Annotated in this window: 21 protein-coding genes and 1 riboswitch; of the genes, 11 read left to right on the top strand and 10 right to left on the bottom strand. The window is 72.9% G+C overall.

Translation table 11 applies throughout. The features are described from left to right. Positions 1-157: 157 nt before the first annotated feature. From P3T27_RS32110 to P3T27_RS32085, 6 genes are all read left to right on the top strand, one after another. On the top strand, positions 158-928 hold the full coding sequence (locus P3T27_RS32110; RefSeq protein ID WP_280684777.1) for an FHA domain-containing protein: 771 nt from the start codon (positions 158-160) through the stop codon (positions 926-928). 179 nt (positions 929-1,107) lie between these two features. Beyond that, positions 1,108-1,803 carry a MerR family transcriptional regulator gene (locus tag P3T27_RS32105; protein WP_280684776.1) on the top strand — a complete coding sequence of 232 codons (696 nt, stop codon included), beginning with the start codon at positions 1,108-1,110 and terminating at the stop codon, positions 1,801-1,803. Positions 1,804-1,912: 109 nt separating this feature from the next. Beyond that, complete coding sequence (locus P3T27_RS32100; RefSeq protein WP_030303568.1) at positions 1,913-2,389, top strand: bifunctional nuclease family protein; 477 nt, start codon at positions 1,913-1,915, stop codon at positions 2,387-2,389. A 236-nt stretch (positions 2,390-2,625) separates the two neighbouring features. Next, complete coding sequence (locus tag P3T27_RS32095) at positions 2,626-3,270, top strand: MerR family transcriptional regulator (protein ID WP_280684769.1); 645 nt, start codon at positions 2,626-2,628, stop codon at positions 3,268-3,270. A gap of 92 nt (positions 3,271-3,362) precedes the next feature. Next, a complete protein-coding gene (locus P3T27_RS32090) occupies positions 3,363-4,085 on the top strand; it encodes an ElyC/SanA/YdcF family protein (RefSeq protein ID WP_280684768.1) in 723 nt (240 codons plus the stop codon). 72 nt (positions 4,086-4,157) lie between these two features. Continuing rightward, a complete protein-coding gene (locus P3T27_RS32085) occupies positions 4,158-5,540 on the top strand; it encodes a DNA polymerase IV (RefSeq protein WP_280684767.1) in 1,383 nt (460 codons plus the stop codon). A 169-nt stretch (positions 5,541-5,709) separates the two neighbouring features. Here the strand turns inward: P3T27_RS32085 and P3T27_RS32080 are convergent, their stop codons facing one another. Further along, positions 5,710-7,203, bottom strand: coding sequence for an MFS transporter (locus P3T27_RS32080; RefSeq protein ID WP_280684766.1), 1,494 nt, complete (start codon positions 7,201-7,203; stop codon positions 5,710-5,712). Between the two features lie 228 nt (positions 7,204-7,431). Continuing rightward, positions 7,432-8,586 (bottom strand): PRC and DUF2382 domain-containing protein, encoded by a 1,155-nt coding sequence (locus tag P3T27_RS32075; RefSeq protein WP_280684765.1) that lies wholly within the window; start codon positions 8,584-8,586, stop codon positions 7,432-7,434. Positions 8,587-8,820: 234 nt separating this feature from the next. Then, a riboswitch (glycine riboswitch) is annotated at positions 8,821-8,924 on the top strand. Between the two features lie 238 nt (positions 8,925-9,162). On the opposite strand from P3T27_RS32075, the gene gcvP reads away from it, so the two are divergent. After that, positions 9,163-12,063 carry an aminomethyl-transferring glycine dehydrogenase gene (gcvP, locus tag P3T27_RS32070; RefSeq protein WP_280684764.1) on the top strand — a complete coding sequence of 967 codons (2,901 nt, stop codon included), beginning with the start codon at positions 9,163-9,165 and terminating at the stop codon, positions 12,061-12,063. A 91-nt stretch (positions 12,064-12,154) separates the two neighbouring features. Here gcvP and P3T27_RS32065 read toward each other — a convergent pair whose 3' ends face one another. Continuing rightward, the gene (locus P3T27_RS32065; RefSeq protein ID WP_280684763.1) at positions 12,155-12,346 is read right to left on the bottom strand and encodes a DUF5999 family protein; all 192 of its coding nucleotides are present in this window, start codon (positions 12,344-12,346) and stop codon (positions 12,155-12,157) included. 409 nt (positions 12,347-12,755) lie between these two features. After that, positions 12,756-13,328, bottom strand: coding sequence for a hypothetical protein (locus P3T27_RS32060; RefSeq protein WP_280684762.1), 573 nt, complete (start codon positions 13,326-13,328; stop codon positions 12,756-12,758). A 367-nt stretch (positions 13,329-13,695) separates the two neighbouring features. On the opposite strand from P3T27_RS32060, the gene P3T27_RS32055 reads away from it, so the two are divergent. Next, positions 13,696-15,201, top strand: coding sequence for a glutamate--cysteine ligase (locus P3T27_RS32055; protein ID WP_280684761.1), 1,506 nt, complete (start codon positions 13,696-13,698; stop codon positions 15,199-15,201). Between the two features lie 76 nt (positions 15,202-15,277). Continuing rightward, positions 15,278-16,066 (top strand): CPBP family intramembrane metalloprotease, encoded by a 789-nt coding sequence (locus P3T27_RS32050; protein WP_280684760.1) that lies wholly within the window; start codon positions 15,278-15,280, stop codon positions 16,064-16,066. On the opposite strand, the gene P3T27_RS32045 is transcribed toward P3T27_RS32050, so the two are convergent. The 5 genes from P3T27_RS32045 to P3T27_RS32025 form a co-directional block, all read right to left on the bottom strand. Beyond that, on the bottom strand, positions 16,044-16,577 hold the full coding sequence (locus tag P3T27_RS32045) for an HAD domain-containing protein (protein ID WP_280684759.1): 534 nt from the start codon (positions 16,575-16,577) through the stop codon (positions 16,044-16,046). The two genes, P3T27_RS32050 and P3T27_RS32045, sit on opposite strands and share 23 nt — an antisense overlap. Positions 16,578-16,754: 177 nt before the next feature. Beyond that, positions 16,755-17,456, bottom strand: a complete 702-nt coding sequence (locus tag P3T27_RS32040; RefSeq protein ID WP_280684758.1) for an alpha/beta fold hydrolase — start codon at positions 17,454-17,456, stop codon at positions 16,755-16,757. Positions 17,457-17,512: 56 nt separating this feature from the next. After that, a complete protein-coding gene (locus P3T27_RS32035; protein WP_280684757.1) occupies positions 17,513-18,922 on the bottom strand; it encodes a sugar porter family MFS transporter in 1,410 nt (469 codons plus the stop codon). Positions 18,923-19,093: 171 nt separating this feature from the next. Continuing rightward, the gene (locus P3T27_RS32030) at positions 19,094-19,747 is read right to left on the bottom strand and encodes an FMN-binding negative transcriptional regulator (RefSeq protein WP_280684756.1); all 654 of its coding nucleotides are present in this window, start codon (positions 19,745-19,747) and stop codon (positions 19,094-19,096) included. A gap of 13 nt (positions 19,748-19,760) precedes the next feature. Next, positions 19,761-20,432, bottom strand: a complete 672-nt coding sequence (locus tag P3T27_RS32025) for a pyridoxamine 5'-phosphate oxidase family protein (RefSeq protein WP_280684755.1) — start codon at positions 20,430-20,432, stop codon at positions 19,761-19,763. A gap of 34 nt (positions 20,433-20,466) precedes the next feature. On the opposite strand from P3T27_RS32025, the gene P3T27_RS32020 reads away from it, so the two are divergent. Both P3T27_RS32020 and P3T27_RS32015 read left to right on the top strand, forming a co-directional pair. Further along, positions 20,467-21,804 (top strand): aminotransferase class I/II-fold pyridoxal phosphate-dependent enzyme, encoded by a 1,338-nt coding sequence (locus tag P3T27_RS32020; RefSeq protein ID WP_280684754.1) that lies wholly within the window; start codon positions 20,467-20,469, stop codon positions 21,802-21,804. Positions 21,805-22,030: 226 nt separating this feature from the next. Next, the gene (locus P3T27_RS32015) at positions 22,031-23,245 is read left to right on the top strand and encodes a GDSL-type esterase/lipase family protein (RefSeq protein WP_280684753.1); all 1,215 of its coding nucleotides are present in this window, start codon (positions 22,031-22,033) and stop codon (positions 23,243-23,245) included. Positions 23,246-23,320: 75 nt separating this feature from the next. Here P3T27_RS32015 and P3T27_RS32010 read toward each other — a convergent pair whose 3' ends face one another. Then, entirely contained in the window at positions 23,321-24,679 is a 1,359-nt protein-coding gene (locus P3T27_RS32010) for an NAD(P)/FAD-dependent oxidoreductase (RefSeq protein WP_280684752.1), read from the bottom strand. Positions 24,680-24,807: the final 128 nt, after the last annotated feature.

The raw sequence follows: 24,807 nt of genomic DNA, 5'->3' as shown, positions 1-24,807 counted from the left end.
CACCCTGCCCCGCGGGCGGGTCTGTCACACGCAAGGGGATTCGCCCGTGAGTTTCTTCTCGAAGTTGTTCGGTCGTAACAAGGGCCGTGGCGCGGCCTCGGTCGAGGCGCCCACCGCGCGGCACCGCCGGCCCGAGGACGAGCCCTCCGTGCCGGGCATGCGCTCCGCCCCCGAGGCGGCGGCGTACGCCGAGCAGCCGCTGTTCCGGGACGGCGGCGCCGCCCAGTACGTCGGGAATCCGGCGGGTTACGGCGCGTCGGTTGACCCTTCCGGCGACCCGCGCATAGGTTTCCAGTCAGGACCCTCAACCTCTGGTGGAGGGTTTGCCCCCGACCCGTACGCCGGGCACAACCCGTCGGGTGTGCCGCGCCAGGAGGCTGTGAACATGGCTGGCCCCACTCCGTGCCCCAGGTGCGGTAACCAGAACCCGGCGTCGGCCCGGTTCTGCTCGAACTGCGGCACGGCGCTGCGCGGTGGTCTGCTCCCGGAGGGGGCGGCGGAGACCACGTCGACCATCTCGATCTCCGGTCTGGAGTCGTACGACCCCAACACCACGACCGGCACCGGTGCCACGCCGGCCCTGTCGGCCGAGGTGCTGTCGGCGATCGACGCGCTGCCGCCGGGCTCGGCCCTGCTGATTGTCCAGCGCGGCCCGAACTCGGGCAGCCGGTTCCTGCTGGACTCGGACGTCACCACGGCCGGCCGTCACCCGCAGGGTGACATCTTCCTGGACGACGTCACGGTGTCGCGCCGCCACGTGGAGTTCCGCCGCACGCCCTCCGGGTTCAGCGTCGCGGACGTCGGCAGCCTCAACGGCACGTACGTCAACCGGGAGCGGATCGACGAGGTCTCGCTGAACAACGGTGACGAGGTGCAGATCGGGAAGTACCGGCTGGTGTTCTTCGCCGGCCACAACCGGGGGTACTGAACCCAACGTCGGCAGGAGCCCGAGTGAGTACGAATACCCCTTCATCTTCTCTCGGGGCGGCCATCCCCGCATCGTCCGGTCCGCAGGCGGACCGCGTCGGCCGCGGGGTGGTCGCGGGCCCCAGGCAGCCGCTCCGCCCGGATCGGCCGGTCGGGCGGCGACGCGGTGGCGACGAGCTGCTGAGCATCGGTGCGGTGCTGGCCTTCCTGCGCGACGACTTCCCCGAGGTCACCATCTCCAAGATCAGGTTCCTGGAGGCGGAGGGGCTGGTCGAGCCGCAGCGCACGCCCTCGGGGTACCGCAAGTTCAGCCCGGCCGACGTCGAGCGGTTGGCCTACGTCCTGCGGATGCAGCGGGACCACTACCTGCCGCTGCGGGTGATCCGCGAGCACCTGGACGCGATCGAGCGCGGTGAGGCCCCGCCCGCGCTGCCGCCCTCCGCCGACGCCAGGCCCGGGCCGCTGGAGGAGGCGGACCGGGAGCTGGTCGCCTCCGCCGACGTTCCGTCCGGAGTCCGGCTGGGGCGCGCCGAACTGCTGGCCGCCGCCGAGGCCGGGGAGCAGGAGCTGGCCGAGTGGGAGGCCTACGGGCTGGTCGTGTCCGGCCCGGACGGCGGATACGACGGCGAGGCCCTGCAGGTGGCCCGGTTGGTCGCGGAACTCGGCCGGTACGGGCTGGAGCCGCGGCACCTGCGGGCCATGAAGGCGGCGGCCGACCGCGAGATCGGGTTGGTGGAGCAGGTGGTGGCGCCGCTGCGCCGGCACCGGAACCCGCAGACCAGGGCCCATGCCGAGGCCACCGCCAGGGAGCTCGCGATGCTGTCCGTGCGGCTGCACGCGGCGATGGTCCAGGCCGGTCTGCGGGCCCGCGGGTAGCGTCGGTGCGGGCGTTTGTCCAGGCCCGGGCTGCTGGAGAGCACCGCGCTGACCAGCGGCGTCGGCTCTGCGCTTTCATATCCGGGGTTGGAGCCATAGGGTTGCCTGTGTGAATGAGCTCGACGTCGTGGGTGTCCGAGTGGAGATGCCTTCCAACCAGCCGATCGTGCTGCTTCGGGAGGTCGGGGGCGATCGGTACCTGCCGATCTGGATCGGTCCCGGCGAGGCGACCGCGATCGCCTTCGCCCAGCAGGGCATGACGCCGGTGCGCCCGCTGACGCACGACCTGTTCAAGGACGTCCTGGAGGCGCTCGGACAGCAGCTCACCGAGGTCCGGATCACCGACCTGCGGGAGGGCGTCTTCTACGCCGAGCTGGTCTTCGCCGGCGGGGTCGAGGTGAGCGCCCGGCCGTCCGACGCGATAGCGCTGGCCCTGCGCACCGGCACGCCGATCTACGGGAGCGAGGAGGTGCTCGCCGAGGCGGGCATCGCGATTCCGGACGAGCAGGAGGACGAGGTCGAGAAGTTCCGCGAGTTCCTCGACCAGGTGTCGCCCGAGGACTTCGGGGGCAGCGGTCCGCAGTAGCGCGGACGGGACGGCGTACCGGTTCGGGCGCTGTTTGGCTTGCCGTTTTGCCAAAAACCGTCGACCTACCCACACTAGGGGCACGAAAAACCACTCTCCTGAGTGATGTGGTTTGTCTGGCCCGGCGTGGCGATCGTTGACGGGTCATAGGGGACTGCCTACCGTCAGGAGTGGCTGTCCGGGTGCCCGATGCCCGCAGTTCGGGTTGCCCGCAGCACAAGTGGACGGAGGTAGGCATGAGCAGCACCGGCGATGACACGGCCGTGGGAGGCCTGTGCGCCGTGCACCTGCCGCGCACCGCTCGCACCGTGGCGGACCTGCCCCGGGTGGGCAGGTTCCCGGCCGTGCAGCCGGGCCAGCCCGCCACCGAGCGGCTGGCCCCGACGTCCGAACTGATCGGCTATCGCGGGCCGACGGCCTGCGCGGCGGCCGGCATCACGTACCGCCAGCTGGACTACTGGGCCCGGACCGGACTGCTGGAGCCCAGCGTCCGTTCGGCGTACCCGGCCACCAGCCAGCGGCTCTACAGCTTCCGCGACATCCTGCTGCTCAAGATCGTGAAGCGGCTGCTCGACGCGGGTGTCTCGCTGCAGAACATCCGGGTGGCGGTCGCCCATCTGCAGGCCGCCGAGCAGGGCGACCTGGCCGGGATGACGCTGATGTGCGACGGCGCGACGGTGTACGAGTGCACCACGCCGCAGCAGGTGGTGGACCTGCTGAAGGGTGGTCAGGGGGTGTTCGGCATCGCGGTGGGAGCGGTCTGGCAGGAGCTGGAGCTGGTGCTCGGACGGCTGCACGCCGAGCGGACCGACACCGGCGAGACGCTGGTCGGCCACGACCCGGCGGACGAACTGGCCCAGCGGCGCATCCGGGCGGTCTGAGCGCGGAACTGACGAGGCCGCGGGCCCGGACGGGGAACCGTCCGGGCCCGCGGCCTCGTCTTGCGCCCGGTGGAGCGATCGAGGGAGGGCATGTGAGGCTCGGCACCGGGATAACGGACCTGCTGCGGCGTCGGGGCGGGCTGCTGAAGGTGCGGCTGCGGCAGCGGGCCACGCAGCGCCGGATCTTCCAAGTGGGGACGGTGCTCTGCTCGCTGGCGCTGGCGCCGAGCGCCTGGCTGTGGGTCTCGGCGGGGGACCGGGTCGGCACGGTGGCCAGCGTGCCGTCCGCGCCGGTCGCGGTGGTCTTCGGCGCCGGGCTGGACCAGGGCAAGCCGTCGCCGTACCTGGAGCACCGGCTGGTCGCGGCGCTGGACCTGTACCGGGAGGGGAAGGTGCAGGCGATCCTCGTCACCGGCGACAACGGGCGGGACGACTACGACGAGCCGGACGCGATGCGGCGCTACCTGATCGAGCACGGGGTGCCGGAGGTCCGGGTGGTGGGCGACTACGCGGGCTTCGACACCTGGGACTCCTGCACCCGGGCGCGCCGGGTCTTCGGGGTGGAGCGGGCGGTGCTGGTCAGCCAGGACTTCCACGTGCGCCGGGCGCTGGCGCTCTGCCAGGCGGCGGGCATCGACGCGTACGCGGTCGGGGTGCCCGAGCCGCACGACAGCACCTGGCTGTACGGCGGGCTGCGGGAGATCCCCGGGGCGGGCAAGGCGGCGGTCAACGCCTGGCTGCGGCCGGACCCGGTGTTCCTCGGGCCCACCGAGGAGGGCATCCCGAAGGCCCTGGCGGACGCCGCGAAGCGGTAGCAGGGCGGTGGCCGACCCGGGGCGTCGGCCGGGTTCGTACGTACTGTCGGACCCGTACGGGATGATCGGCGGGTGCGATCACTGCCGAGCATCATCCACCTCGACATGGACGCCTTCTTCGCGGCGGTGGAGCAGGCGGCCAAGCCGAGCCTGCGCGGCAAACCGGTGATCGTCGGCGGGCTCGGCGGGCGCGGGGTGGTCTCCACGGCCTCGTACGAGGCGCGGAAGTTCGGGGTGCACTCGGCGATGCCGATGGCGCAGGCGCGCCGGCTCTGCCCCAACGCGGCCTTCCTGTCCGGCCGCTTCGAGGCCTACCGGCAGGTCAGCGACACCGTGATGGGCCTGCTGCGCGAGCTGTCGCCGCTGGTGCAGCCGCTCAGCCTGGACGAGGCCTTCGTCGACCTGGAGGCCGGCCCGTACGGCCCGGCGCTGGCCGAGGCCGACCACGAGACCGGGGAGCGGCTGGTGCTCGCGCTGGCGGAGGACCTGCGGGCGGACATCCAGCGGCGCACCGGGCTGACCGGGTCGGTCGGGGCGGCCGGGTCCAAGCTGATGGCGAAGATCGCCTCCGAACAGGCCAAGCCGGACGGGCTGGTGATGATCGAGCCCGGGCAGGAGCGGGACGTACTCGGCCCGATGCCGGTCCGGGCACTGCCCGGGATCGGGCCGGCCACCGAGCAGGTACTGCGGCGGGCCGGGCTGAACACGGTGGCCGACCTCGCCGAGACCGGGGAGAGCGAACTGGTCCAGTTGCTCGGGCGGGCGCACGGCGCCGGCGTGTACCAGATGTCGATAGGGCTGGACGACCGGCCCGTGGTGGCCGACCAGGACGCCAAGTCGGTCTCGGTGGAGGACACCTTCGAGGTGGACCTCGCCGACCGGGAGCGGGTGCTGCGCGAGGTGGAGGTGCTGGCCGCCCGGTGCGTGCGGCGGCTGCGCGCGGCCGGGCGGTCGGGGCGGACGGTGGTGCTCAAGGTCCGGCGGTTCGACTTCTCGACGCTGACCCGCTCGGAGACGTTGCGGGGGCCCACGGACGACGACGCGGTGATCATCGAGACGGCGCGCCGGCTGGCGGCCCAGGTGGACATCACCGGTGGGGTCCGGTTGCTCGGGGTCGGCGTCGCCCAACTGGCCGACTACACCCAGGAGGACCTGTTCGCGCAGGCCCTGCGGGAGGAGGCGGCCGAGCACGCGGAGACGGAGGCCGAGGAGGCCGAGGAGGAGCCGGAGGCGGCCGGGCCGCGGCGTTGGATGCCCGGGCAGGACGTCCACCACGCCGAGCTCGGGCCCGGGTGGGTGCAGGGCAGCGGCGTCGGGCGGGTCACCGTACGGTTCGAGACGCCGTGGAGCGGGCCGGGGCGGATCCGGACCTTCGCGGTGGACGACCGGGCGTTGGAACCGGCCCGGCCGTTGCCGCTGCGCGGGGACGCGGGGCCGGAGGAGGCGGGGGCATGAGAGGTCCGGCGGAAGCGGGGGCGTGACACGCGAAGCGGCCCCAACCGGTGGGGGAGTACCGGTTGGGGCCGTATACCGGGCCGGACTTCATTCGGTCGTGATGCCCTCACGACCGTCCGAAGACCGGGGCGCCGCGCCCTGTCCCTGAGCGCGGCGGCCGGACGCCTGGTCAGACGTCGGACTTCACCAGCTCGGGGCTGGAGTTCTGGTCGGCCGCGCCGCCGGAGGCGGTGGTGACGGCCGGCTTGATGCCGCGGATCAGGAACGGGACGGCGCCGGCGATGATGCAGACGACGGCCGCGGTCCAGAACGCGTGCTTGTAGGCGTCCAGGGTGGGCAGCAGCACCGGGATCTGGGGCGGCAGCTTCATGGTGTCGCCGGTCAGGATGGCGGCCATCACGGCGGTGCCGATCGCGCCGCCGACGGTGCGGAGCACGGCGTTCATGCCGTTGGCGATGCCGCTCTGCTCCACCGGGACGGCGCCGTTGATGTAGGCCGGCATGGCGGAGAACGCCAGGCCGATGCCCAGACCGAAGATCGCCGAGGAGGTGTAGATGTCGGCCTCGTGGCTGTGCCGCACGGCCAGGTAGGCCATCGCGACGGCACCCAGGACGCCACCGAGGACCAGCGGCAGACGCGGGCCGCGGCGGGCGATCAGGACCGCGCCGAGCGGGGCCGCCACCATCGAGCCGATCGCGGACGGCAGCAGCATCACACCGGCGTGCAGGACGGTCGCCGTGAAGCCGTAGTGGGCGAGCTTCTCCGGGGTCTGGGCGAAGTTGCTGATCACCATGAACGAGCCGTACATGCCGAAGCCGATCAGCAGGCCGGCCAGGTTGGTGAAGGCGACGGCCGGACGGGACATCATCTTCATGTCCACCAGCGGGTGCGCGACCTTGGTCTCGATGACCCCCCAGATCAGGGCGACGACGGCGGCCACGGCGAACAGGCCGAGGGTCTTGGTCGAGGTCCAGCCCCAGTGGTTGCCCTGGCTGACCGCGACCAGCAGGGCGGAGAGCCAGCCGGCCAGGGTGAGGGCGCCGAGCGGGTCGGCGCCGCCCTCCTTGTCGGTGACCGGGTCGGACGGGACGCGGAACGCGACCAGGGCGACCGCGATCAGGCCGAAGACCAGGCCCATCCAGAAGATCGACTTGTAGCTCCAGTGCTCCAGCAGGAGACCGGTCGCCACCAGGCCGAGGCCGGAGCCGACGCCCATCGAGGCGCTGATGGCGGCGACGCCGCCGGTCACCTTCTGCTTGGGCAGCTCGTCGCGGACGATGCTGATCGCCAGCGGGAGCACGCCACCGCCGGCGCCCTGCAGGACGCGGGCGACGACCAGCCAGGTGAAGGAGTGGGTGCTGACCGCCAGCGCCGAACCGGCGACCAGGCCCGCCAGCGAGATCAGCAGCATCGGCTTACGACCCCGGAGGTCGCCGAAGCGGCCCAGCAGGGGAGTCAGCACGGCTGCGGAGAGCAGGTTGGCGGTCATCAGCCAGGTGACGCTGGACGCGGTGACGTTCAGTTCCTTGGCCAGCGAGGGCAGGATCGGAACGACCGCGGTCTGCACCACGCTGAACGACAGCATCGCCAGGATGAGGGCCGGCAGGACCCGGGCGCTGCTCTGCTTCTCGGCCGCGGTGGTGGGCTGTGGTGCCTCACTCACGGTTGCTTCCTCCCGTACATAGTGAATGAACTGAAGTAACCATGCCGGGAGATGCTTCAGAGTGTCAAATATCCATTGGTGAAGCTTTGGCAAAGTCGAAGGATTTCGGGCGTCTGTGGCGGGGCCGGGATGGAGGGGAGGGGGTTTGGTGATGCTCAGGTGGAGGTGGATGGCCGGGGCGTGCCAAGGACCCCGGACCGTGGCGGTCCGGGGTCCTCGCGGCGGGTGTCAGGAGAGCGGGCGCAATGCGGCCGGGCGGGCGCCGTCGACGGCCGGGGTGGGCGCCGGGCCGGCCTGCCCGGCGGGGCCGGCCGGGGTGGAGGTGGCCGGGGTGGAGGTGGCGGGGGTGTTGTCGTGGACCTCGACGTGTTCGCGGCGCAGTTCGTCCCGGATCACCTCCTCGGTGGTGTAGCGCTCGACCACCAGGCGGACCCGCTCGATCGGGGCGAGGTACTTGCGGACCACCGGGCGCTCCTCGCGCAGGGTGACCTCCTGCACCGCCTCGGCGATCTCCTTCTCGGTCAGCGAGGCGCGCTCGGCATCGCTCACCGGCATCCGCTCCACCCGGACGCGCTCGCGGACCATCGGGACGCGGCGCTCGACCTGCTCGCTCGTCACGTACTTGCGCAGCCTCGCGGTGCCCACGACGTGCCACTCGGTGGTGATGTCCAGCCGCTCCTCGCGGCAGGTGATCTCCACCGGGCCGCTGGGGGGAGCGGAGGTCGGGCCGGTCGAGGGCTCGCGGCCGGTGGCGGCGGGCGTCGGGGCCGGGGTCGCGGTCGGGGTGGGGTGCGGCTTGGTCGCGGTCGTCGGCGGGGCGGGGTGCGGCTTGGTCGCGGTCGCCGGCGGGGCGGCTGCGGCTGCGGGTGCGGGTGCGGGTGCGGGGGTGTTGAGGGTCCGCACGTTGGCCTCCGTGGCGGTGCCGGTGGTGCCGGCCGGGGTGGTGGGCGGGACGGATTCGAGGGAGTGGAAGGCGAGGGACTTCACGGGCTCGGCCGCCGGGGTGGTGCCGAAGTCGAGGTCGGGCTGCGCCGGCCGGTCGCCGTCGCCGCCGGCCGGCCGTCCGTCCACCGGGGCGTCGAGGCCGTAGTAGCGGTAGAGCTGGAGCTCCTGGGCGGGTGACAGGTGCTGGCCGACGCCGAAGTCCGGCGACTCCTTGACCAGCGACTTGTCGTACGGCACCCGGAGTTCGTCGCCGGAGAACTCGCTCGTGGTGAGTGGGACGAAGGCGTCCCGGCCGAAGATGCCGGTCCGGACAGCGGCCCACTCCGGCTGGCCGGTGGCGTCGTCCAGGTACACCTCGTCGACCGTGCCGATCTTGTCTCCGTTGCGGTCGACCGCCTTGTGGCCGATGAGGTCCCGGGGGTCGATATCGGTTTGCACTCTTTCCTCCAGTGCGCTGCGCCTGCGGAACTCCCGCAGGACGGTGGCCGGAGCGCCCGTTCCGTACGCCACTTCACACCAAAAGCCATGAATCGGACGGGCGCGACCGGGGTGGGGCCGGACGGGCCGCGGGCTGGGCCGTCCGGGTCACGCGGCGGTCACGGTCGAAGCGGGCGAGTGACCCGGCGCACCCGTGATCGGGCGGCCTCCCGCTGGTACCCTGGGCCCGACCGCCGAGCCCGCTCGGGAGAGTCCCCGACCGCGGAAAACGCTGGTCGGGGCGCCGAAGGAGCAACTCCTCCCCGGAATCTCTCAGGCATCCGTACCGTGTGGGGTAGGTCACTCTGGAAAGCAGGGCAGGACCGTCGGCGAGGGAGCCGACGGCCACCACCCTCACCGACGGTGCAAGCCGGCGGCGCGCCCACAGCGCACCGCGCGGGTGAAGCTCTCAGGTCCCGATGACAGAGGGGGAGGCCTGTCGGGTCCGCCCGCCCGGGTCGAACCGCTGTCCGCAGCGGCGAAGGCCGGCCGGCGTGCGTACCCCCGCCGGTCCGTGACCAGGAGGCCTCGACCACCATGAACGCCCAGCCGAACGCGGGACGCCCCACCGGCGCCTCGACCCTCACCGAGCTTGAGCTGGCCAGTCCCTTCGAGAACCGCCACATCGGCCCCGACGCCGCCGCGCAGGACAAGATGCTGGCGTCCGTCGGCTACGGCTCGCTGGACGAGCTCGCCGCCACCGCCGTTCCCGAGGCGATCCGTTCCATCACCGCCCTGGACCTGCCCGGCGGCCGCAGCGAGGCCCAGGTCCTCGCCGAGCTGCGCGAGCTGGCCGGCCGCAACCAGGTGCTCCAACCGATGATCGGTCTGGGCTACTACGGCACCTTCACCCCGCCGGTGATCCTGCGCAACGTCATGGAGAACCCGGCCTGGTACACCGCCTACACGCCGTACCAGCCGGAGATCTCCCAGGGCCGCCTGGAGGCGCTGCTCAACTTCCAGACCCTGGTCTCCGACCTGACCGGCCTGCCGACCTCCGGCTCCTCGCTGCTCGACGAGGGCACCGCGGCGGCCGAGGCGATGGCGCTCGCCCGCCGCGTCACCAAGGTCAAGGGCGGCGTCTTCCTGATCGACGCCGAGACCCTGCCGCAGACCATCGCGGTGATCAACACCCGCGCGGTGCCGACCGGTGTCGAGGTCGTCGTCGCCGACCTGTCCGAGGGCATCCCGGCCGAGATCGCCGAGCGCGGCGTCTTCGGCGTGCTGCTCCAGTACCCGGGTGCCACCGGCGTGGTCCGCGACCTCGCCCCGGTCATCGAGCAGGCGCACGGCCTCGGCGCGATCGTCGCGGTCGCCGCCGACCTGCTGGCGCTGACCCTGCTCGCGTCGCCGGGCTCGCTCGGCGCCGACATCGCCTGCGGCACCTCGCAGCGCTTCGGCGTGCCGATGGGCTTCGGCGGCCCGCACGCCGGCTACCTGTCGGTGCGCGCCGAGTACGCCCGCTCGCTGCCCGGCCGCCTGGTCGGCGTCTCCGTCGACTCCGACGGCAACCGCGCCTACCGCCTGGCGCTGCAGACCCGCGAGCAGCACATCCGCCGCGAGAAGGCCACCAGCAACATCTGCACCGCCCAGGTGCTGCTCGCCGTCATGGCCTCGATGTACGCCGTGTACCACGGCCCGGACGGCCTGGCCGACATCGCCCGCCGCACCCACCGCTACGCCGCCGCCCTCGCCGAGGGCCTGCGGGCCGGCGGCGTCGAGCTGCTGCACGGCGAGTTCTTCGACACCGTCACCGCCGTCGTGCCGGGCCGCGCCGCCGGGATCGCGGCCGCCGCCCGGGCGAACGGCGTCAACGTCTACCAGGACGGCGCGGACCGGATCTCGGTCTCCACCGACGAGACCACCACCCGCGAGCACCTGGCCGCCGTCTGGGCCGCGTTCGGCGTCCCCGCGGTCGAGGTCGCCGAGGCCGCCGACGCGCTGCCCGGCGCGCTGCTGCGCCAGGACGAGTACCTGACCCACCCGGTCTTCCACAGCCACCGCTCGGAGACCGCCATGCTGCGCTACCTGCGCCGCCTGTCGGACCGGGACTACGCGCTGGACCGGGGCATGATCCCGCTGGGCTCCTGCACCATGAAGCTCAACGCGACCACCGAGATGGAGGCCGTCACCTGGCCGGAGTTCGGCCAGCTGCACCCCTTCGCGCCGATCGAGCAGGCCCAGGGCTTCCTCACCCTGATCCGCCAGCTGGAGCAGCAGCTGGTCGAGGTGACCGGCTACGACGCCGTCTCGATCCAGCCGAACGCGGGCTCGCAGGGCGAGCTGGCCGGCCTGCTGGCCGTCCGTGCCTACCACCACGCCAACGGCGACACCCAGCGCGACGTCTGCCTGATCCCGTCCTCCGCGCACGGCACCAACGCGGCCTCCGCCGTGATGGCCGGGATGCGGGTGGTCGTGGTGAAGACCCTGGTCGACGGTGACGTGGACGTCGAGGACCTGAGGGCCAAGATCGAGCAGCACCGCGACAGCCTCGCCGTGCTGATGGTCACCTACCCGTCCACCCACGGCGTGTACGAGACCCAGATCACCGACATCTGCGCCCTGGTGCACGAGGCCGGCGGCCAGGTGTACGTGGACGGCGCCAACCTGAACGCGCTGGTCGGCCTGGCCAAGCCGGGCAAGTTCGGCGCGGACGTCTCGCACCTGAACCTGCACAAGACCTTCTGCATCCCGCACGGCGGCGGCGGCCCGGGCGTCGGCCCGGTCGCGGTGCGCGCCCACCTGGCGCCGTACCTGCCGAACCACCCGCTGCAGCCGGAGGCCGGCCCGTCCACCGGCGTCGGCCCGATCTCGGCGGCGCCGTGGGGCTCGGCGGCCATCCTGCCGATCTCCTGGGCGTACGTCCGGCTGATGGGCGGCGAGGGCCTCAAGCACGCGACCCAGGTCGCGGTGCTGAACGCCAACTACATCGCCAAGCGGCTGGCGCCGCACTTCCCGGTGCTCTACACCGGCCCCGGCGGGCTGGTCGCGCACGAGTGCATCATCGACCTGCGCCCGCTGACCAAGGAGACGGGCGTGACGGTGGACGACATCGCCAAGCGCCTGATCGACTACGGTTTCCACGCGCCGACGATGTCCTTCCCGGTGGCCGGCACGCTGATGATCGAGCCGACCGAGTCCGAGGACCTGTACGAGATCGACCGGTTCTGCGACGCGATGATCGAGATCCGGGCCGAGATCGACAAGGTCGGCTCGGGCGAGTGGGCGGCCGAGGACAACCCGCTGCGCAACGCCCCGCACACCGCCGCCGCGCTGGCCGGCGACTGGGCGCACGGCTACTCGCGGCGGGAGGCGGTCTTCCCGGCGGGGGTGAACCCGGCGGACAAGTACTGGCCGCCGGTCAGCCGGATCGACGGCGCGTACGGCGACCGCAACCTGGTCTGCTCCTGCCCGCCGCTGGACGAGTACGGCGTCTGATCCGGACCGGACGTACGGCAGGGCCCCGGCGGGTTGTTCCGCCGGGGCCCTGCCCGTTGTCGTCGTGCGGCGGCTGCCCCCGCCGGCGCGGTCAGGCCGCGCGGGCGACGCGGCGGCGCGGCGCGATCACCCGGCCGTCGGGCAGCAGCTCTCCGGTGTCCTCGAACAGCACGACGCCGTTGCAGAGCAGGCTCCAACCCTGCTCCGGGTGGCAGGCCACCGTGGCGGCGGCTTCGCGGTCCTCGGACTCGGCCGACGGGCACTCAGGACGGTGCTGGCACATACGCGTACCCTCGCTTCGCTCGGCGATCCTCCCCCGTGGTGCGGCCGCCGGCGAAGCCGTCGGGAGCCGCCGCGGTAGCCGGATCCTGTCCGCGCGCCGACCAGGTGTGGACCGGCGCTCAAGTGGGTAGGACAGGTGGTCCTTCCACGCTGGTTCCCAGTGTCGGCATCTGCGGACGCGCGCGCAGGGATTTCGTGACATGCGCCACAACTCCCGGGCAGAGATCACCCGTTCAGGTGGGTCCAGCGGGAAACGGCGCACCGGTGGGTCAGCTGCGGCATGGCCCGAGGAGGCCATGGCGAATGGCCCGTCCGGGTGGTTCGGACGAGTGAGGGAGACGTGCGGTGCCGCCGCGCACGCGGACGGGCCGCCGGGTGGTGGCCCGGTGGCCCGTCGGCGTGGGGCCGGCTCAGGAGGAGCCGAGCAGCAGCGGCTTGGCGAGCGGTGCCCGGGCCAGCAGCGGCAGCAGCTCGCCGGCCGGGTAGGCGCGGTGCGCGGTGACGCCGAGCGGGGCCGGGGCGAGCGGGATCAGCTGGTCGGCGGCCGGGCCGGCGTCGGGGCTGTGCAGCCACAGTGCCGTCGCGTACTGCCCGGGGAAGGTCAGCAGCCGGGGCTGCTGGCGGGCCCGGGAGCCCTGGGCGATCTGCCAGGCCTGGCGCAGCGCCCGGACGGTCGAGTCGAGGTAGGGGCCGGCGGTGAAGTGGGAGAAGGTGTGGCCCTCGACGCCTTGGACCACCTCCGCGGCAGCGGCGACCTCGGCGCCGTCCTTGATCAGGAAGCGCCAGCCCGTCCGGCGGGCGGCGGGGAGCTCCGGGCGCGGCCCGTCCAGGACGTGGACGGCGAGCGGGTGCGCGGGGAGCAGCGGGCCGACCGGATGGCGCAGCGCTGCGGCGGCGGGCTGGCGCAGCGCGGTCTCGGAGTCGAGTGCGGCCAGGACGGCGCGCAGGGCGCTCGGTGGGGGCTGGGGGGTCTGCAGAGTCATGGCGGGGTCCGCCTCTCCGTGCGAGATCGGCGTGCGAGTGCGGCATACCGGCGTGGCGCGGTGTGTCATCGGTGACGGGACCTGGCCGTGTCCGGTTGTGCATGATCGCGGTGCCGGCGCGGTCGCCGCCGTCGACGAGGGTTTCGAGGCGGAGCGGGCCGGCCGGAGCGCAGTGCGAATTCTATCGAACAGGTGCGCAGGGTGACCTGTTTATCACAGGCGGTGGCGCCGGGCAAGTCGGCAGATGGGCTGAATCATCGTCAGTTTCCTTGCATTGCAAGCCAGTACAAGCATTCGGGTATCGATCTTCGAGGTGGGCATGATGCTTGCACGGTCGGGTCGGCCGGTGTCTCAGGAGGAGGGGACCGTGGGCGAGAAGGTCGTGGCGACTCGGGCCGATCTGGCGGACCGGCAGCTGTACCGGCGCAAGCTCCAGGCCTGCCTCGACGTGCTGGGTCGGATGCTGCGCGAGGACCGCTTCGACCGGCCGCGGGCGGTGATGGGGCTGGAGATCGAGCTCAACCTGGCCGACGAGGACGGCCTGCCGGCCCTGCGCAACGCGCAGGTGCTGAGCGCGATCGGCTCCAGCGACTTCCAGACCGAACTGGGCCAGTTCAACGTCGAGGTGAACATCGTGCCGCACCGGCTGTGCGGGCACGTCTTCGAGGACCTGCGCGAGGAGATCGACACCGGGCTGCGCTACGCCGACCGGCGGGCGGCCGAGGTCGGCGCCCGGATCGTCATGGTGGGCATCCTGCCGACCCTGGAGCACGGCCACACCGGCCTGGACGCGATCTCCCACAACCCGCGCTACAGCCTGCTCAGCGACCAGATCCTGGCCGCCCGCGGCGAGGACATCGCGTTGGACATCGAGGGGGTCGAGCACCTCCAGCTGGAGTCGATCACCATGGTGGCCGAGGCCGCCGCGACCTCCCTGCAACTGCACCTGCAGGTCACCCCGGAGCGCTTCTCCTCGGTGTGGAACGCGGCCCAGGCGATCTGCGGGGCGCAGCTGGCGCTCGGCGCGAACTCGCCGTTCCTGTTCGGACGGGAGCTGTGGCGGGAGACCCGGCCGGTGCTGTTCCAGCAGGCCTGTGACACCCGTACGGCGGAACTCAAGGCGCAGGGCGTGCGGCCGATCACCTGGTTCGGCGAGCGCTGGGTGGACTCGGCGTACGACCTGTTCGAGGAGAACCTGCGCTACTTCCCCGCGCTGCTGCCGATCTGCGACGACGAGGACCCGCTGAAGGTGCTCTCCTCCGGCGGCGCGCCCCGGCTCGCCGAGATGCGGCTGCACAACGGCACGATCTACCGCTGGAACCGGCCGGTCTACGACGTCGCGGGCGGGGTGGCGCACCTGCGGGTGGAGAACCGGGCGCTGCCGGCCGGGCCGACGGTGGCCGACACGCTGGCGAACGCCGCCTTCTACTACGGGCTGGTGCGGGTGCTCGCCGAGCAGTCCCGGCCGATCTGGACCCGCCTGCCGTTCGAGCGGGCGGACGAGAACTTCCGGCAGGGCGCCCGGTACGGCATCGACGCGGTGTTTCAGTGGCCGCGCCAGGGCCGGGCCGGCCGCGGCGGCGGGCTGACCACGGTGTCCGCCGTCGACCTGGTGCTGAACGAACTGCTGCCGATGGCCCACCAGGGTCTGGACGAGTGGGGCGTGGAGCCCGCCGACCGGGACCGCTACCTGGGGATCATCGAGCAGCGCTGCCTGCGCCGCACCAACGGCGCGGCCTGGCAGAGCGCCACCTTCCACCGGCTGCGCGAGCAGTACGGGATGGCGCGCCCGGCCGCGCTCGCCGCGATGACCAGGCGCTACATCGAGCACATGCGCACCGGCGAGCCGGTGCACACCTGGCCGGTCGGGTAGCCGGACGGCTGTGTCAGGATGATCGCTCCGGCGGTCGGCCGACGGCCGGAGCGACGCCCGCCCCGCTGGAGCCCCCGTGACCACCGTCCCGACCGCACCGGAGACCGCGAAGCCCACGCGCCGGCTGCTCGGCGTGGAACTGCTGATCGTCCTCGGCCTCTCCCTGGGCGCCAGCGGGGTCAGCGCGCTGATCAGCTTCGCGGGCTCGCTCACCGAACCGCTCCACCTCGGCCAGCAGGTCGCCACGCTGAACGGCTCGCGCGCGCCCGGGCGGCCCTGGCTGGACCTGGTCTGGCAGCTGTACTCCATCGGGCGCGGCCTGATGCCGGTGGTGCTGGTCGGGTACCTGCTGGTGCGCGAGGGCGCCGCGCTGAGGGTGCTGGGCTTCGACCTCGGGCAGAAGCTGCGCGACCTCGGCCGGGGCGCCGCCGTGGCGGCCGCGATCGGCGGGTCCGGGCTGGTGCTGTACCTGGCCTCGCAGGCGGCCGGCTACAACCTGACGGTCGCGCCGTCCGGGCTGCCGGACGTGTGGTGGCGGGTCCCGGTGCTGGTGCTCTCCGCGTGGCAGAACGCGATCCTGGAGGAGGTCGTCGTCCTCGGCTACCTGCTGCGCCGGCTGGGGCAGTCGGGCTGGTCGTGGCCGGCGGCGGTGGTGGCGAGTTCGGTCCTGCGCGGCTCGTACCACCTGTACCAGGGGGTCGGCGGGCTGGTCGGCAACATGGTGATGGGGGCGGTGTTCTGCCAGCTGTACCGGCGCTGGGGGCGGGTGATGCCGCTGGTCGTGGCGCACGCGCTGATCGACACGGTGGCCTTCGTCGGGTACGCGCTGCTCGCCGGGCACGTCAGCTGGCTGCCGACCCCCTGACCGGTTGGCGGCCGGCCGGGGTGCGGGGCGGCCGGCCGAGCAGGCGGTCGACGTGCCGGCGTTCCAGGCCCTGGCCGGGGTCGATCGGCATCAGCAGGCGGTCCGGGCGCCAGAGGGAGCGCCGGACCAGCCGCGGCGGGATGACGTCGTCCACCCAGGCGAACGGACGGCCTGCGGCGTAACGCAGCAGCGGGGCCCACTTGCGGGCGGAGAGCAGCTCCATCAGCGGGACGCGCGGGTCGTCCGGCTGCGGGACGTAGCCGGTGAAGCGGACCAGCGGGAGCGTGGGCAGGCCGATCGCCGGGGCGATGTGGGTATTGGCGTGTTCTTCCCAGGTGGTCGCCCAGACGAGTTCGTAGGTGCCGGCCAGCTCGCGCAGCCACGCGCCGTGCCGGGCGGAGAGCAGCACCGAGTAGCCGAGCAGGGTGTGGGCGTCGAACCCGGCGTCCGGGTGTGGGCAGACCGGGTTCAGTACCCCGTCGACGTCCAGGAACAGCAGCGGCTTCGGCACCAGTGGCCCCTCAAAGACGGTGGTGTGACTTACCTGGTCGGACGAACCGGGCGTACTGGTGGTTGCGTACCGGCGGGCGCACGCGGGGCGCACGGGGCGCGCACGGCGTGGCCGCCGGCTCGGCGGCGGCCACCGGTGCGTCGGAGGTGCTCCTGCGGGCCGGCTGGGGGGAGGAGGCTAACCGAGGTGGCCCCAGAGGAAGGTGAGGGTGCGCCGCCAGGCCGTCGCGCCCTGGAGCGGGTCGTAGGTGCCGAGCGGGTTCTCGTCGTTCATGAAGGCGTGCCCGGCCGGGTAGAAGTGGATCTCGGGGCGGACGTCGGTGGCCTCGCCGATCCGGATCGCGGCCTCGTCGACGGCGGCCATCGGGATCGAGCGGTCGAGTTCGCCGAAGTGCCCCAGGACGTGGGCGGTCAGGCCCCGGTAGTCGAAGTCCGGGTCGGGCGGGAGGCCGTAGAAGGGCACCGCGGCGGCGACCCGGTCACCGGCCCGGGCGGCCAGCAGCAGGGCGAAGCCGCCGCCCATGCAGAAGCCGACCACGCCGACCGCGTCGCCGACCACGCCGTCCAGGGCGAGCAGGTGGTCGACGGCCCCGGAGAGGTCCTCGACGGCCCGCTCGACCGGGAGTTCGCGGCTGAGCCGGGCCGCCTCGGCGCTGTCGTGCGTGGTGGCGCCGCCGAACAGGTCGGGGGCGAGGACGGTGAAGCCCTCGGCGGCGAAGCGGTCGGCCATCGTCGCGATGTGCGAGGTGAGCCCCCACCACTCCTGCACCACCACCAGGCCCGGCCCGACGCCCTGCGGCGGGCGGGCCAGATAGCCGTGCGCGGTACGGCCGTTGCTGGGGAAGGTGATGTTCTGCCGGGAGCCGCCCGGGTCAGGCATGGGTTCCTCACGATGGGTCGGGCCGAATGGGGTGGGGACTCGACGGGGGTGCGGGCTCAGCCCATCTCCTCCAGGGCGCGGCCCTTGGTCTCCTTGATGCAGAAGGCCACGAAGGGGATGGAGAGCAACGCGAAGGCCGCGTAGATGACGTAAGTCGCCGACAGGTTCCAGTCGGCGAGGTCGGGGAAGCTGACGGTGATCGCCCAGTTGGCGATCCACTGGGCCGAGGCGGCGACGGACAGCGCGAGTGCGCGGATCCGGTTGGGGAACATCTCGCCGAGCAGGACCCAGACCACCACGCCCCAGGAGAAGGCGAAACAGAGCACGAAGACGTGCGCCGCGACGAGGGCGACGGTGGCGTGCGTGTTGTCGAGGGTGGCGGTGCCGCCGCTGCCGTGCCGGTAGGAGAACGCCCAGGCGGCGGTGGCCAGCGCGAGTGCCATGCCGATCGAGCCGGCGAGGGCGAGCGGCTTGCGGCCGATCCGGTCCACCAGCGCCATCGCGATCACCGTGCCGATCACGTTGATGATCGAGGTGGAGAGGCTGATCAGCAGCGAGTTGGACTCGTTGATGCCGACCGACTGCCAGAGGAAGGACGAGTAGTAGAAGATCACGTTGATGCCGACGAACTGCTGGAACACCGAGGCCCCGATGCCGACCCAGACGATCGGCAGCAGGCCGAACCGTCCGCCCAGCAGGTCCTTGATCCGGGGCTTGTGCGCGGACTCCAGCACCGCGCGGATCTCCGCGACCCGGGCGTCCAGGTCGACGTCCTCGCCCTCCACCTCGCGCAGCACCTTGCGGGCCTGCGCCTCCCGGTGGTCGGCGATCAGGTAGCGCGGCGACTCCGGGATGGCGAGCGCCATCAGCCCGTACACCAGGGCGGGGATGGCCTCCACGCCGAGCATCCACTGCCAGGCCTGGATGCCGCCCAGATGGCCGGTGGACTCGCCGCCCGCGGCCTGGTTGAGCGCCCAGTTGGCGAGCTGGGAGACGGTGATGCCGAGCACGATCGCCATCTGCTGGAACGAGGCGAGCCGGCCGCGGTAGGCGGTCGGCGCGACCTCGGCGATGTAGGTGGGCGCGATCACCGAGGCGATGCCGATCGCGATGCCGCCGACCACCCGCCAGGTGGCGAGGACCTGGATGCTCGGCGGGAACATCGAGCCGAGGCCGCTGATCGCGAACAGGGTGGCGGCCAGCAGCATGGTGCGGACCCGGCCGAGGTGGTCGGCGAGCCGCCCGGCGGCCACCGCGCCGGCCGCCGAGCCGAGCAGCGCGATGGCCACCACGAAGGCCGTCTCGCCGTTGCCCACCCCGAAGTGCTTCTGGATGCCCGTCACCGCGCCGTTGATCACCGCGCTGTCGTAGCCGAACAGGAAGCCGCCCATCGCGGCGGCGGCGGAGATGAAGACGACGTGGCCGAGATGGGCCTCGCCGGCCCGGTGGCTGTTGAGTGTGGACAAGCGCGCTCCCCGGCGTGGACGGGCCCGCTCTGACGGCCGAGTGGGCAGGACTCGTCTCACATTCGAGCAGTGCCGGCGCCGCCCTGCCCGAATTGGCGCCCGATCGGGTGACCGGGTGTCAGATCCGCGGGCGTCGGTGGCCCTGCGTCAGCTGCCGGGGGCGGCTCGGGGTCAGTCGGCGCGGCGCTGGTGGCGGCGGAGCAGCTGGGTGCGGGCGGCGGCGTCCTGGTCGCGCCGGGGGTGCCGGGCGTCCGGACGGTGGGCCGCGCGCTCGGCCAGCCGGTCGGCGATCGGGTACTGCGCGTCGGCCGGCTTCTTGTCGTCGTACTTGAACTTGGCGCGCACCTCGTGGACCGTCAGGCGGAGCCCGCGCAGGCCGGGGAGCAGCCGGGCGAACTCGCCCTCGCCGGGCACCACCCGGGTGTCCGGGGTCTCCGGCTGGAAGTGCGCCAGCTGGCGGTTGAGGATCTCCGCCTTGCCCGCCGCGGACTCGACGAGTTCGGCGGTGCAGTGGAAGTGGACGGACGCGTAGTAGCTGGTGGGCGTGCCCGGCTCGCCGCGCCAGTGGCCCGGTGCGAAGGCGTAGCCGTCGGTGACCGCGAGGGTGACCCGGGGGTCGGCCCGGACGGCGGCCAGCAGGGGGTTGGGCGCGGCGAGGTGGAGCAGGATCTCGCCGCGCGCGGCGTTCAGCAGGAAGTGCGTCGGGACGAGCACCGGGCCCTCGCCCGGTCCGCCGTTGGCGGCGAGCAGGCCGAAGTCGCGGCCCTCGGCCAGCCAGGCGCGCCACTCCTGCTCGTCGCCGCGGTCCCATGACCTGATCAGCATGGGCGGGCCTCCGTCAGCAGGGGTAGCGGCGCAGGTGCGCGGGCAGCGGGACGGTGGTGGAGGCGTCCGGTTGGGGGGTGCCGTGCACGGTGGTGACCGGTATCAGTCCGGCCCAGTAGGGCAGGCCGAGGTCCTCCGGGTCGTCGTCGGCGCCGTCCTCCCGGGTCTTGGCCGAGACCTCGTCCAGGTCCAGCCGGATGACGGCGGTGGCGGCGAGTTCCTTGGCGTTGGCCGGGCGGACCTCGGCGGAGCGGCCGGGGATCGCGTGGTCGACCAGTGCGGCCAGCGCGACGTCCAGCTCCTCGGGGTCGGTGACCTGGTGGGCGGTGCCGTGCGCCACCACCGAGCGGAAGTTGACCGAGTGGTTGAACGCGGACTTGGTCAGCACCAGCGCGTCGACCAGGGTGACGGTGACGCAGACCGGCAGGCCCTGGTCGCCGGAGGCGCCGCGCAGCGGACGGCTGCCGGTGGAGCCGTGGACGTACAGGCGGCTGCCGACGCGGGCGTAGATGGTCGGCAGGACGACCGGCGCACCGTCGGCGATGAAGCCGAGGTGGCAGAGGTACGCGCGGTCGAGGATGTCGTGGATCGCCTCCTGCTCCCAGGTGGCGCGGTCCTTGTAGCGGGTGGGGGTGGTGCGGGCGGTGCGGGAGTAGCTGGCGGAGCCGTCTGCAGGGGCCGACATGACAACCTCTATGTACTAGTGCATACTTTGCTTTGTGCTAGGAGACTATCCGCTGAAGGGGCGACGCGCCAGCGAAATCGCGTCCCACATCGAACAGGGCGTCAGCACCGGGCGCCTCGCCCCCGGGACCGCGCTGCCCCCGCTGCGCGACCTCGCCGCCGAGCTCGGCGTCAACCCCAACACCGTCGCCGCCGCCTACCGGCTGCTCCGCGACCGCGGGGTGATCGAGACCGCCGGCCGCAAGGGCAGCCGGATCCTCCCCAGGCCCGCGCTCACCCCGCGCGACCAGATCCGCGTCCCCGTCCCGCCGCACGCCCGCGACCTGTCCGCCGGCAACCCCGACCCGGCCCTGCTGCCCGACCTCGGGCCGGCCCTCGCGGCCGCCGCCGAGGCGGCCCGGAGCGGACCCGTCCTGTACGGGCACCCGGCGGTCGATCCCGGGCTGCTCGCGCTCGCCCGCGCCTCCTTCGAGGCCGACGGCCTGCCCGGCGGCCCGATCGCCGTGGCCTCCGGCTCGCTCGACACCATCGAGCGCATCCTCGTCACCCGGCTGCGGGCAGGCGACGCGGTCGCCGTCGAGGACCCGGGCTGGGGCAGCCTGCTCGATCTGCTGCCCGCGCTGGGCCTGCGGCCCGCGCCCGTCCGGCTGGACGACGAGGGCCCGCTGCCCGACTCGCTCGCCGCCGCGCTGGCCGAGGGCGCCCGCGCGGTGGTGGTCACCAGCCGGGCGCAGAACCCGACCGGTGCCGCGCTCACCCCCCGCCGGGCCGAGGCGCTGCGGGCCGTCCTGGCCGAGCACCCCGGGGTGCTGCTGATCGAGGACGACCACGGGCACGGCATGGTCGACCAGCCGTACCACCCGCTGGCGGGCGCCGGCTCGCAGCACTGGGCGGTGGTGCGCTCGGCGGCCAAGGCGTACGGGCCGGACCTGCGGCTCTCGGTGGCGGTCGGCGACCAGGACACCATCGGGCGGGTCACCGGACGGCTGCGGCTGGGTGCCGGCTGGGTCAGCCACCTGCTCCAGCGCACCGTCGCCGAACTGTGGCGCACCGACGCGGCGCCGGTCGACCGGGTGGCCGGCGTCTACCGGGCCCGCCGGGACGCGCTGCTCGGCGAACTCGCCGCGCGCGGCATCGAGGCGCACGGCGCGAGCGGGCTGAACGTCTGGGTACCGGTGCCGGACGAGACCTCCGCGCTGGCGGCGCTGGTGCAGCGGGGCTGGGTCGCGGCGCCCGGCGCGCGCTACCGCATCCAGTCCCCGCCGGGGCTGCGGATCACCACGGCCGGGCTGGATCCGGCGGACGCGCGGCGGCTGGCCGAGGACCTGGCGGCCGTGCTGGGAACGGGCGGTGACGGCTCGCGGCTGGTGTGAACCCGGGGCTTGACCCGCGGCTCGATCCAGGGCTTGGCCCGGGGCTTAACCCGGCGCTCCGCTGGTCTGAACCCGGCGGTAACAAAGCGGGAAACCTGCTGCAGATACCTAGCGGTAACCAGTGCGGGCGTGTCATGTTCATCGCGCCACCGGCCGGCGGCCCACCCTCACCTACGCGTCTTCCCGTCCCCACCGCACGGGGAGACCGAGCCGCAGGAGTTCCGTCGTGCCCGAAAACGGTTCGAGCATCACCCGCAGCGCCCCCCGACTCCACCGACGGCTGTTCACCGCGGCCCTCGCCCTCCCACTCGCCGCGAGCGGTCTCGCCGTGGCCGCGCCCGCCTTTGCCGCGCCTGCCACCCCGGCCGCCGTCCGCCTGGCCGCGCCGGGCGGCCCCACCGCCAGCGTCACGCTCGGCGACAGCTACATCTCCGGCGAAGCCGGCCGCTGGAAGGGCAACTCGGCCGGGACCAGCGGCAGCCGGAACGGCACCGACCGTGCCTGGAACGGCAGTTCGTACGACCCCTCGCTGGTCTACGGCGCCACGGCCGGCAGCGGCTGCGACCGCTCGGACGTCGCCGAGGTGGTCAGCGCCTCGACCGGCGCCCAGAACGAGATCAACCTGGCCTGCTCCGGTGCCGTCACCGCGAACATCTTCCGTGCCGCCAACGGCGGCCAGACGCTCAAGGGCGAGGCCCCGCAGGCCGACCAACTCGCCACCGTGGCACGGCAGAACAACGTCAAGCTGATCACGCTGTCGATCGGCGGCAACGACCTGGGCTTCGGCGGGATCATCTCCAACTGCGTGCAGGACTACCTCATCTGGTACTCCTACTGCCACGACTCGGCGCAGTCCTCGATCGACTCGAAGATGCCCACGGCGATGGCCGGGGTCGGCAAGGCGATCGACGAGGTCCGCGCGGTGATGGCCGACGCGGGCTACGCGCAGTCGGACTACCGCCTGGTGCTGCAGTCCTACCCCTCGCCGATCCCGCGCAGCGCCGAGATGCGCTACCCGGAGAGCGGCTGGACCCGCTCCAACACCGGCGGCTGCCCGTTCTGGGACGGTGACGCCGACTGGGCACGGGACACCCTGGTGCCGCAGATCTCCCAGTCGCTGGCGGGCGTCGCCGCGTCCAAGGGCGCGCAGTTCCTGGACCTGTCGGACATGCTGCAGGGCCGCGAGGTCTGCTCGACGGCCACCAAGCAGCCGACCACGAGCTCCGGCCCGACCGCGACCACCAGCGAGTGGGCCCGCTTCCTGGACGGCGGGCTCAACTCCACGCAGGGCGTGCTGCAGGAGTCGATGCACCCCAACTACTACGGGCAGCAGGCGGTCGGGCGTTGCCTGACGCTGCTGTGGGGTCGTCCGACCGGTGACTACTCGTGCCACAACACGGCCGGGCAGGACGCGAGCGGGATGTACCTGACCGCGCGATGACCGTGCGCTGATCGTATGCTTCGGTGCCCCCGCGGCCGGTCCTGACCGCGGGGGCACCGACGTTCCGTGCGCCGGTCAGCCCTTGGCGAGCAGCGCCTGGGCGTGCGCCCGGACCTGATCCTTCGTCAGGTAGGCGTCGGTGTACTCGAAGTCGCGCAGGCGGGCGGGTTGGCGGGCGAGGAAGCCGGTCCGGACGAAGTCGTCCCCGGCGGTCGCGTTGAGCAGCCAGTTGGCGCCCACCCGGAACTTGGCCGCGTTGGTGCGCATCGCCATCAGGTGGTAGCCGCGGGCCACCACCTGGGCCGGCACCCCGTGCAGCTCCACGCCGAGCGGCCTGGACACGGCGTCCTTGCCGCCGAGGTCGACCACCAGGCCCAAGTCCTTGTGGTAGTACGGCTCCAGGGGCTGGCTGCGGAGCACGGAGATCACGTTGTTCGCCGCCACACGGCCCTGCCGGGCGGCGTGCTGGGCGGTCGGCGGGCAGACCGCGCCGTCGCCCTTCGCGAGGTCCGGCACGGCGGCCGCGTCGCCCAGTGCGAACACGCCCTCGAACTGCGGCACCCGAAGCTCCGCCGTCACCGCGACCCGGCCGCGGACCGTCTCCGTGTCGAGCGTGGCGATCAGCGGGCTCGCCGCCACCCCGGCCGTCCAGATCAGCGTGCGGCAGGGCAGCACCCGGCCGTCGGTGAACTTGACCGACTCGGCGCCGACTTCGGCCACCGAGACGCCGAGCGACACCTCGATGCCGCGGCGGCGCAGTACCTCCAGGGCGGCCGTGCCCAGCGCGTCGCCCAGCTCCGGCATCAGCTTCGGGGCGATGTCGATCAGGTGCCACTTGATCTGCCGGGCGTCCAGGCGCGGGTAGCGGCGGGCCGCGGCGGTGGTCAGACGCTGCAGGCAGGCGGCCGTCTCGGTGCCCGCGTAGCCGCCGCCGACCACCACGAACTGCAGTCGGGACTCGCGCTCCCGCTGGTCCAAGGTGGCCGAGGCGAGGTCGAGTTGGGCGATCACGTGGTCGCGGACGTAGGCCGCCTCGGCGAGCGACTTCATCCCGCGGGCGTAGTCGGTGAGGCCGGGGATGTCGAAGGTGCGGGTGACGCTGCCGGGGGCGAGCACCAGGTAGTCGTACCTCAGCGCCACCACCTCGTCGGTGATCTTGCGGACCACGCACACCTTGGAGGCCGGGTCGACGCCGATCGCGCCGCCCGGGACGATGTGGGTGCGGCGCAGCGAGCGGCGCAGGGAGACCGCCACCGACTGCGGGGTCAGTACGCCGGCCGCGACGTGCGGCAGCAGGGGCAGGTAGAGCTGATAGCTGAACGGTGTGACCAGCGAGATCTCGGCCTCCGACGGCGCGAGCTTGTGTTCGAGGCGGCGGGCGCACTCCAGGCCGGCGAAGCCACCGCCCACGATCAGGATCCGAGGTCGTTCCATCGCTCATCCCTTTGCCGTGCAGGTCGTAACCGTGAAGGTCCCCGTGACTGCGTGAAGGTCCCCATTACTGTCCGCCACACTCGCACGGAGCAGCGGGGGCTGCCACCGGGATGGGGCGGATGGCGGAG

It is taken from the genome of Kitasatospora sp. MAA19, from assembly GCF_029894125.1.
Taxonomy (GTDB): Bacteria; Actinomycetota; Actinomycetes; order Streptomycetales; family Streptomycetaceae; genus Kitasatospora.
The sequence above is the reverse complement of the archived record's forward strand: the minus strand, read 5'-3'. Positions and strand labels throughout refer to the sequence as shown.

Coding starts and splice junctions, on each gene's coding strand:
- P3T27_RS32095 (WP_280684769.1), top strand. CDS start 2,626: ATGAGCAGCACCGGCGATGACACGGCCGTGGGAGGCCTGTGCGCCGTG.
- P3T27_RS32030 (WP_280684756.1), bottom strand. CDS start 19,747: ATGCTGATCAGGTCATGGGACCGCGGCGACGAGCAGGAGTGGCGCGCC.
- P3T27_RS32010 (WP_280684752.1), bottom strand. CDS start 24,679: ATGGAACGACCTCGGATCCTGATCGTGGGCGGTGGCTTCGCCGGCCTG.
- P3T27_RS32110 (WP_280684777.1), top strand. CDS start 158: ATGCGCTCCGCCCCCGAGGCGGCGGCGTACGCCGAGCAGCCGCTGTTC.
- P3T27_RS32040 (WP_280684758.1), bottom strand. CDS start 17,456: ATGCCTGACCCGGGCGGCTCCCGGCAGAACATCACCTTCCCCAGCAAC.
- P3T27_RS32025 (WP_280684755.1), bottom strand. CDS start 20,432: ATGTCGGCCCCTGCAGACGGCTCCGCCAGCTACTCCCGCACCGCCCGC.
- P3T27_RS32065 (WP_280684763.1), bottom strand. CDS start 12,346: ATGTGCCAGCACCGTCCTGAGTGCCCGTCGGCCGAGTCCGAGGACCGC.
- gcvP (WP_280684764.1), top strand. CDS start 9,163: ATGAACGCCCAGCCGAACGCGGGACGCCCCACCGGCGCCTCGACCCTC.
- P3T27_RS32060 (WP_280684762.1), bottom strand. CDS start 13,328: ATGACTCTGCAGACCCCCCAGCCCCCACCGAGCGCCCTGCGCGCCGTC.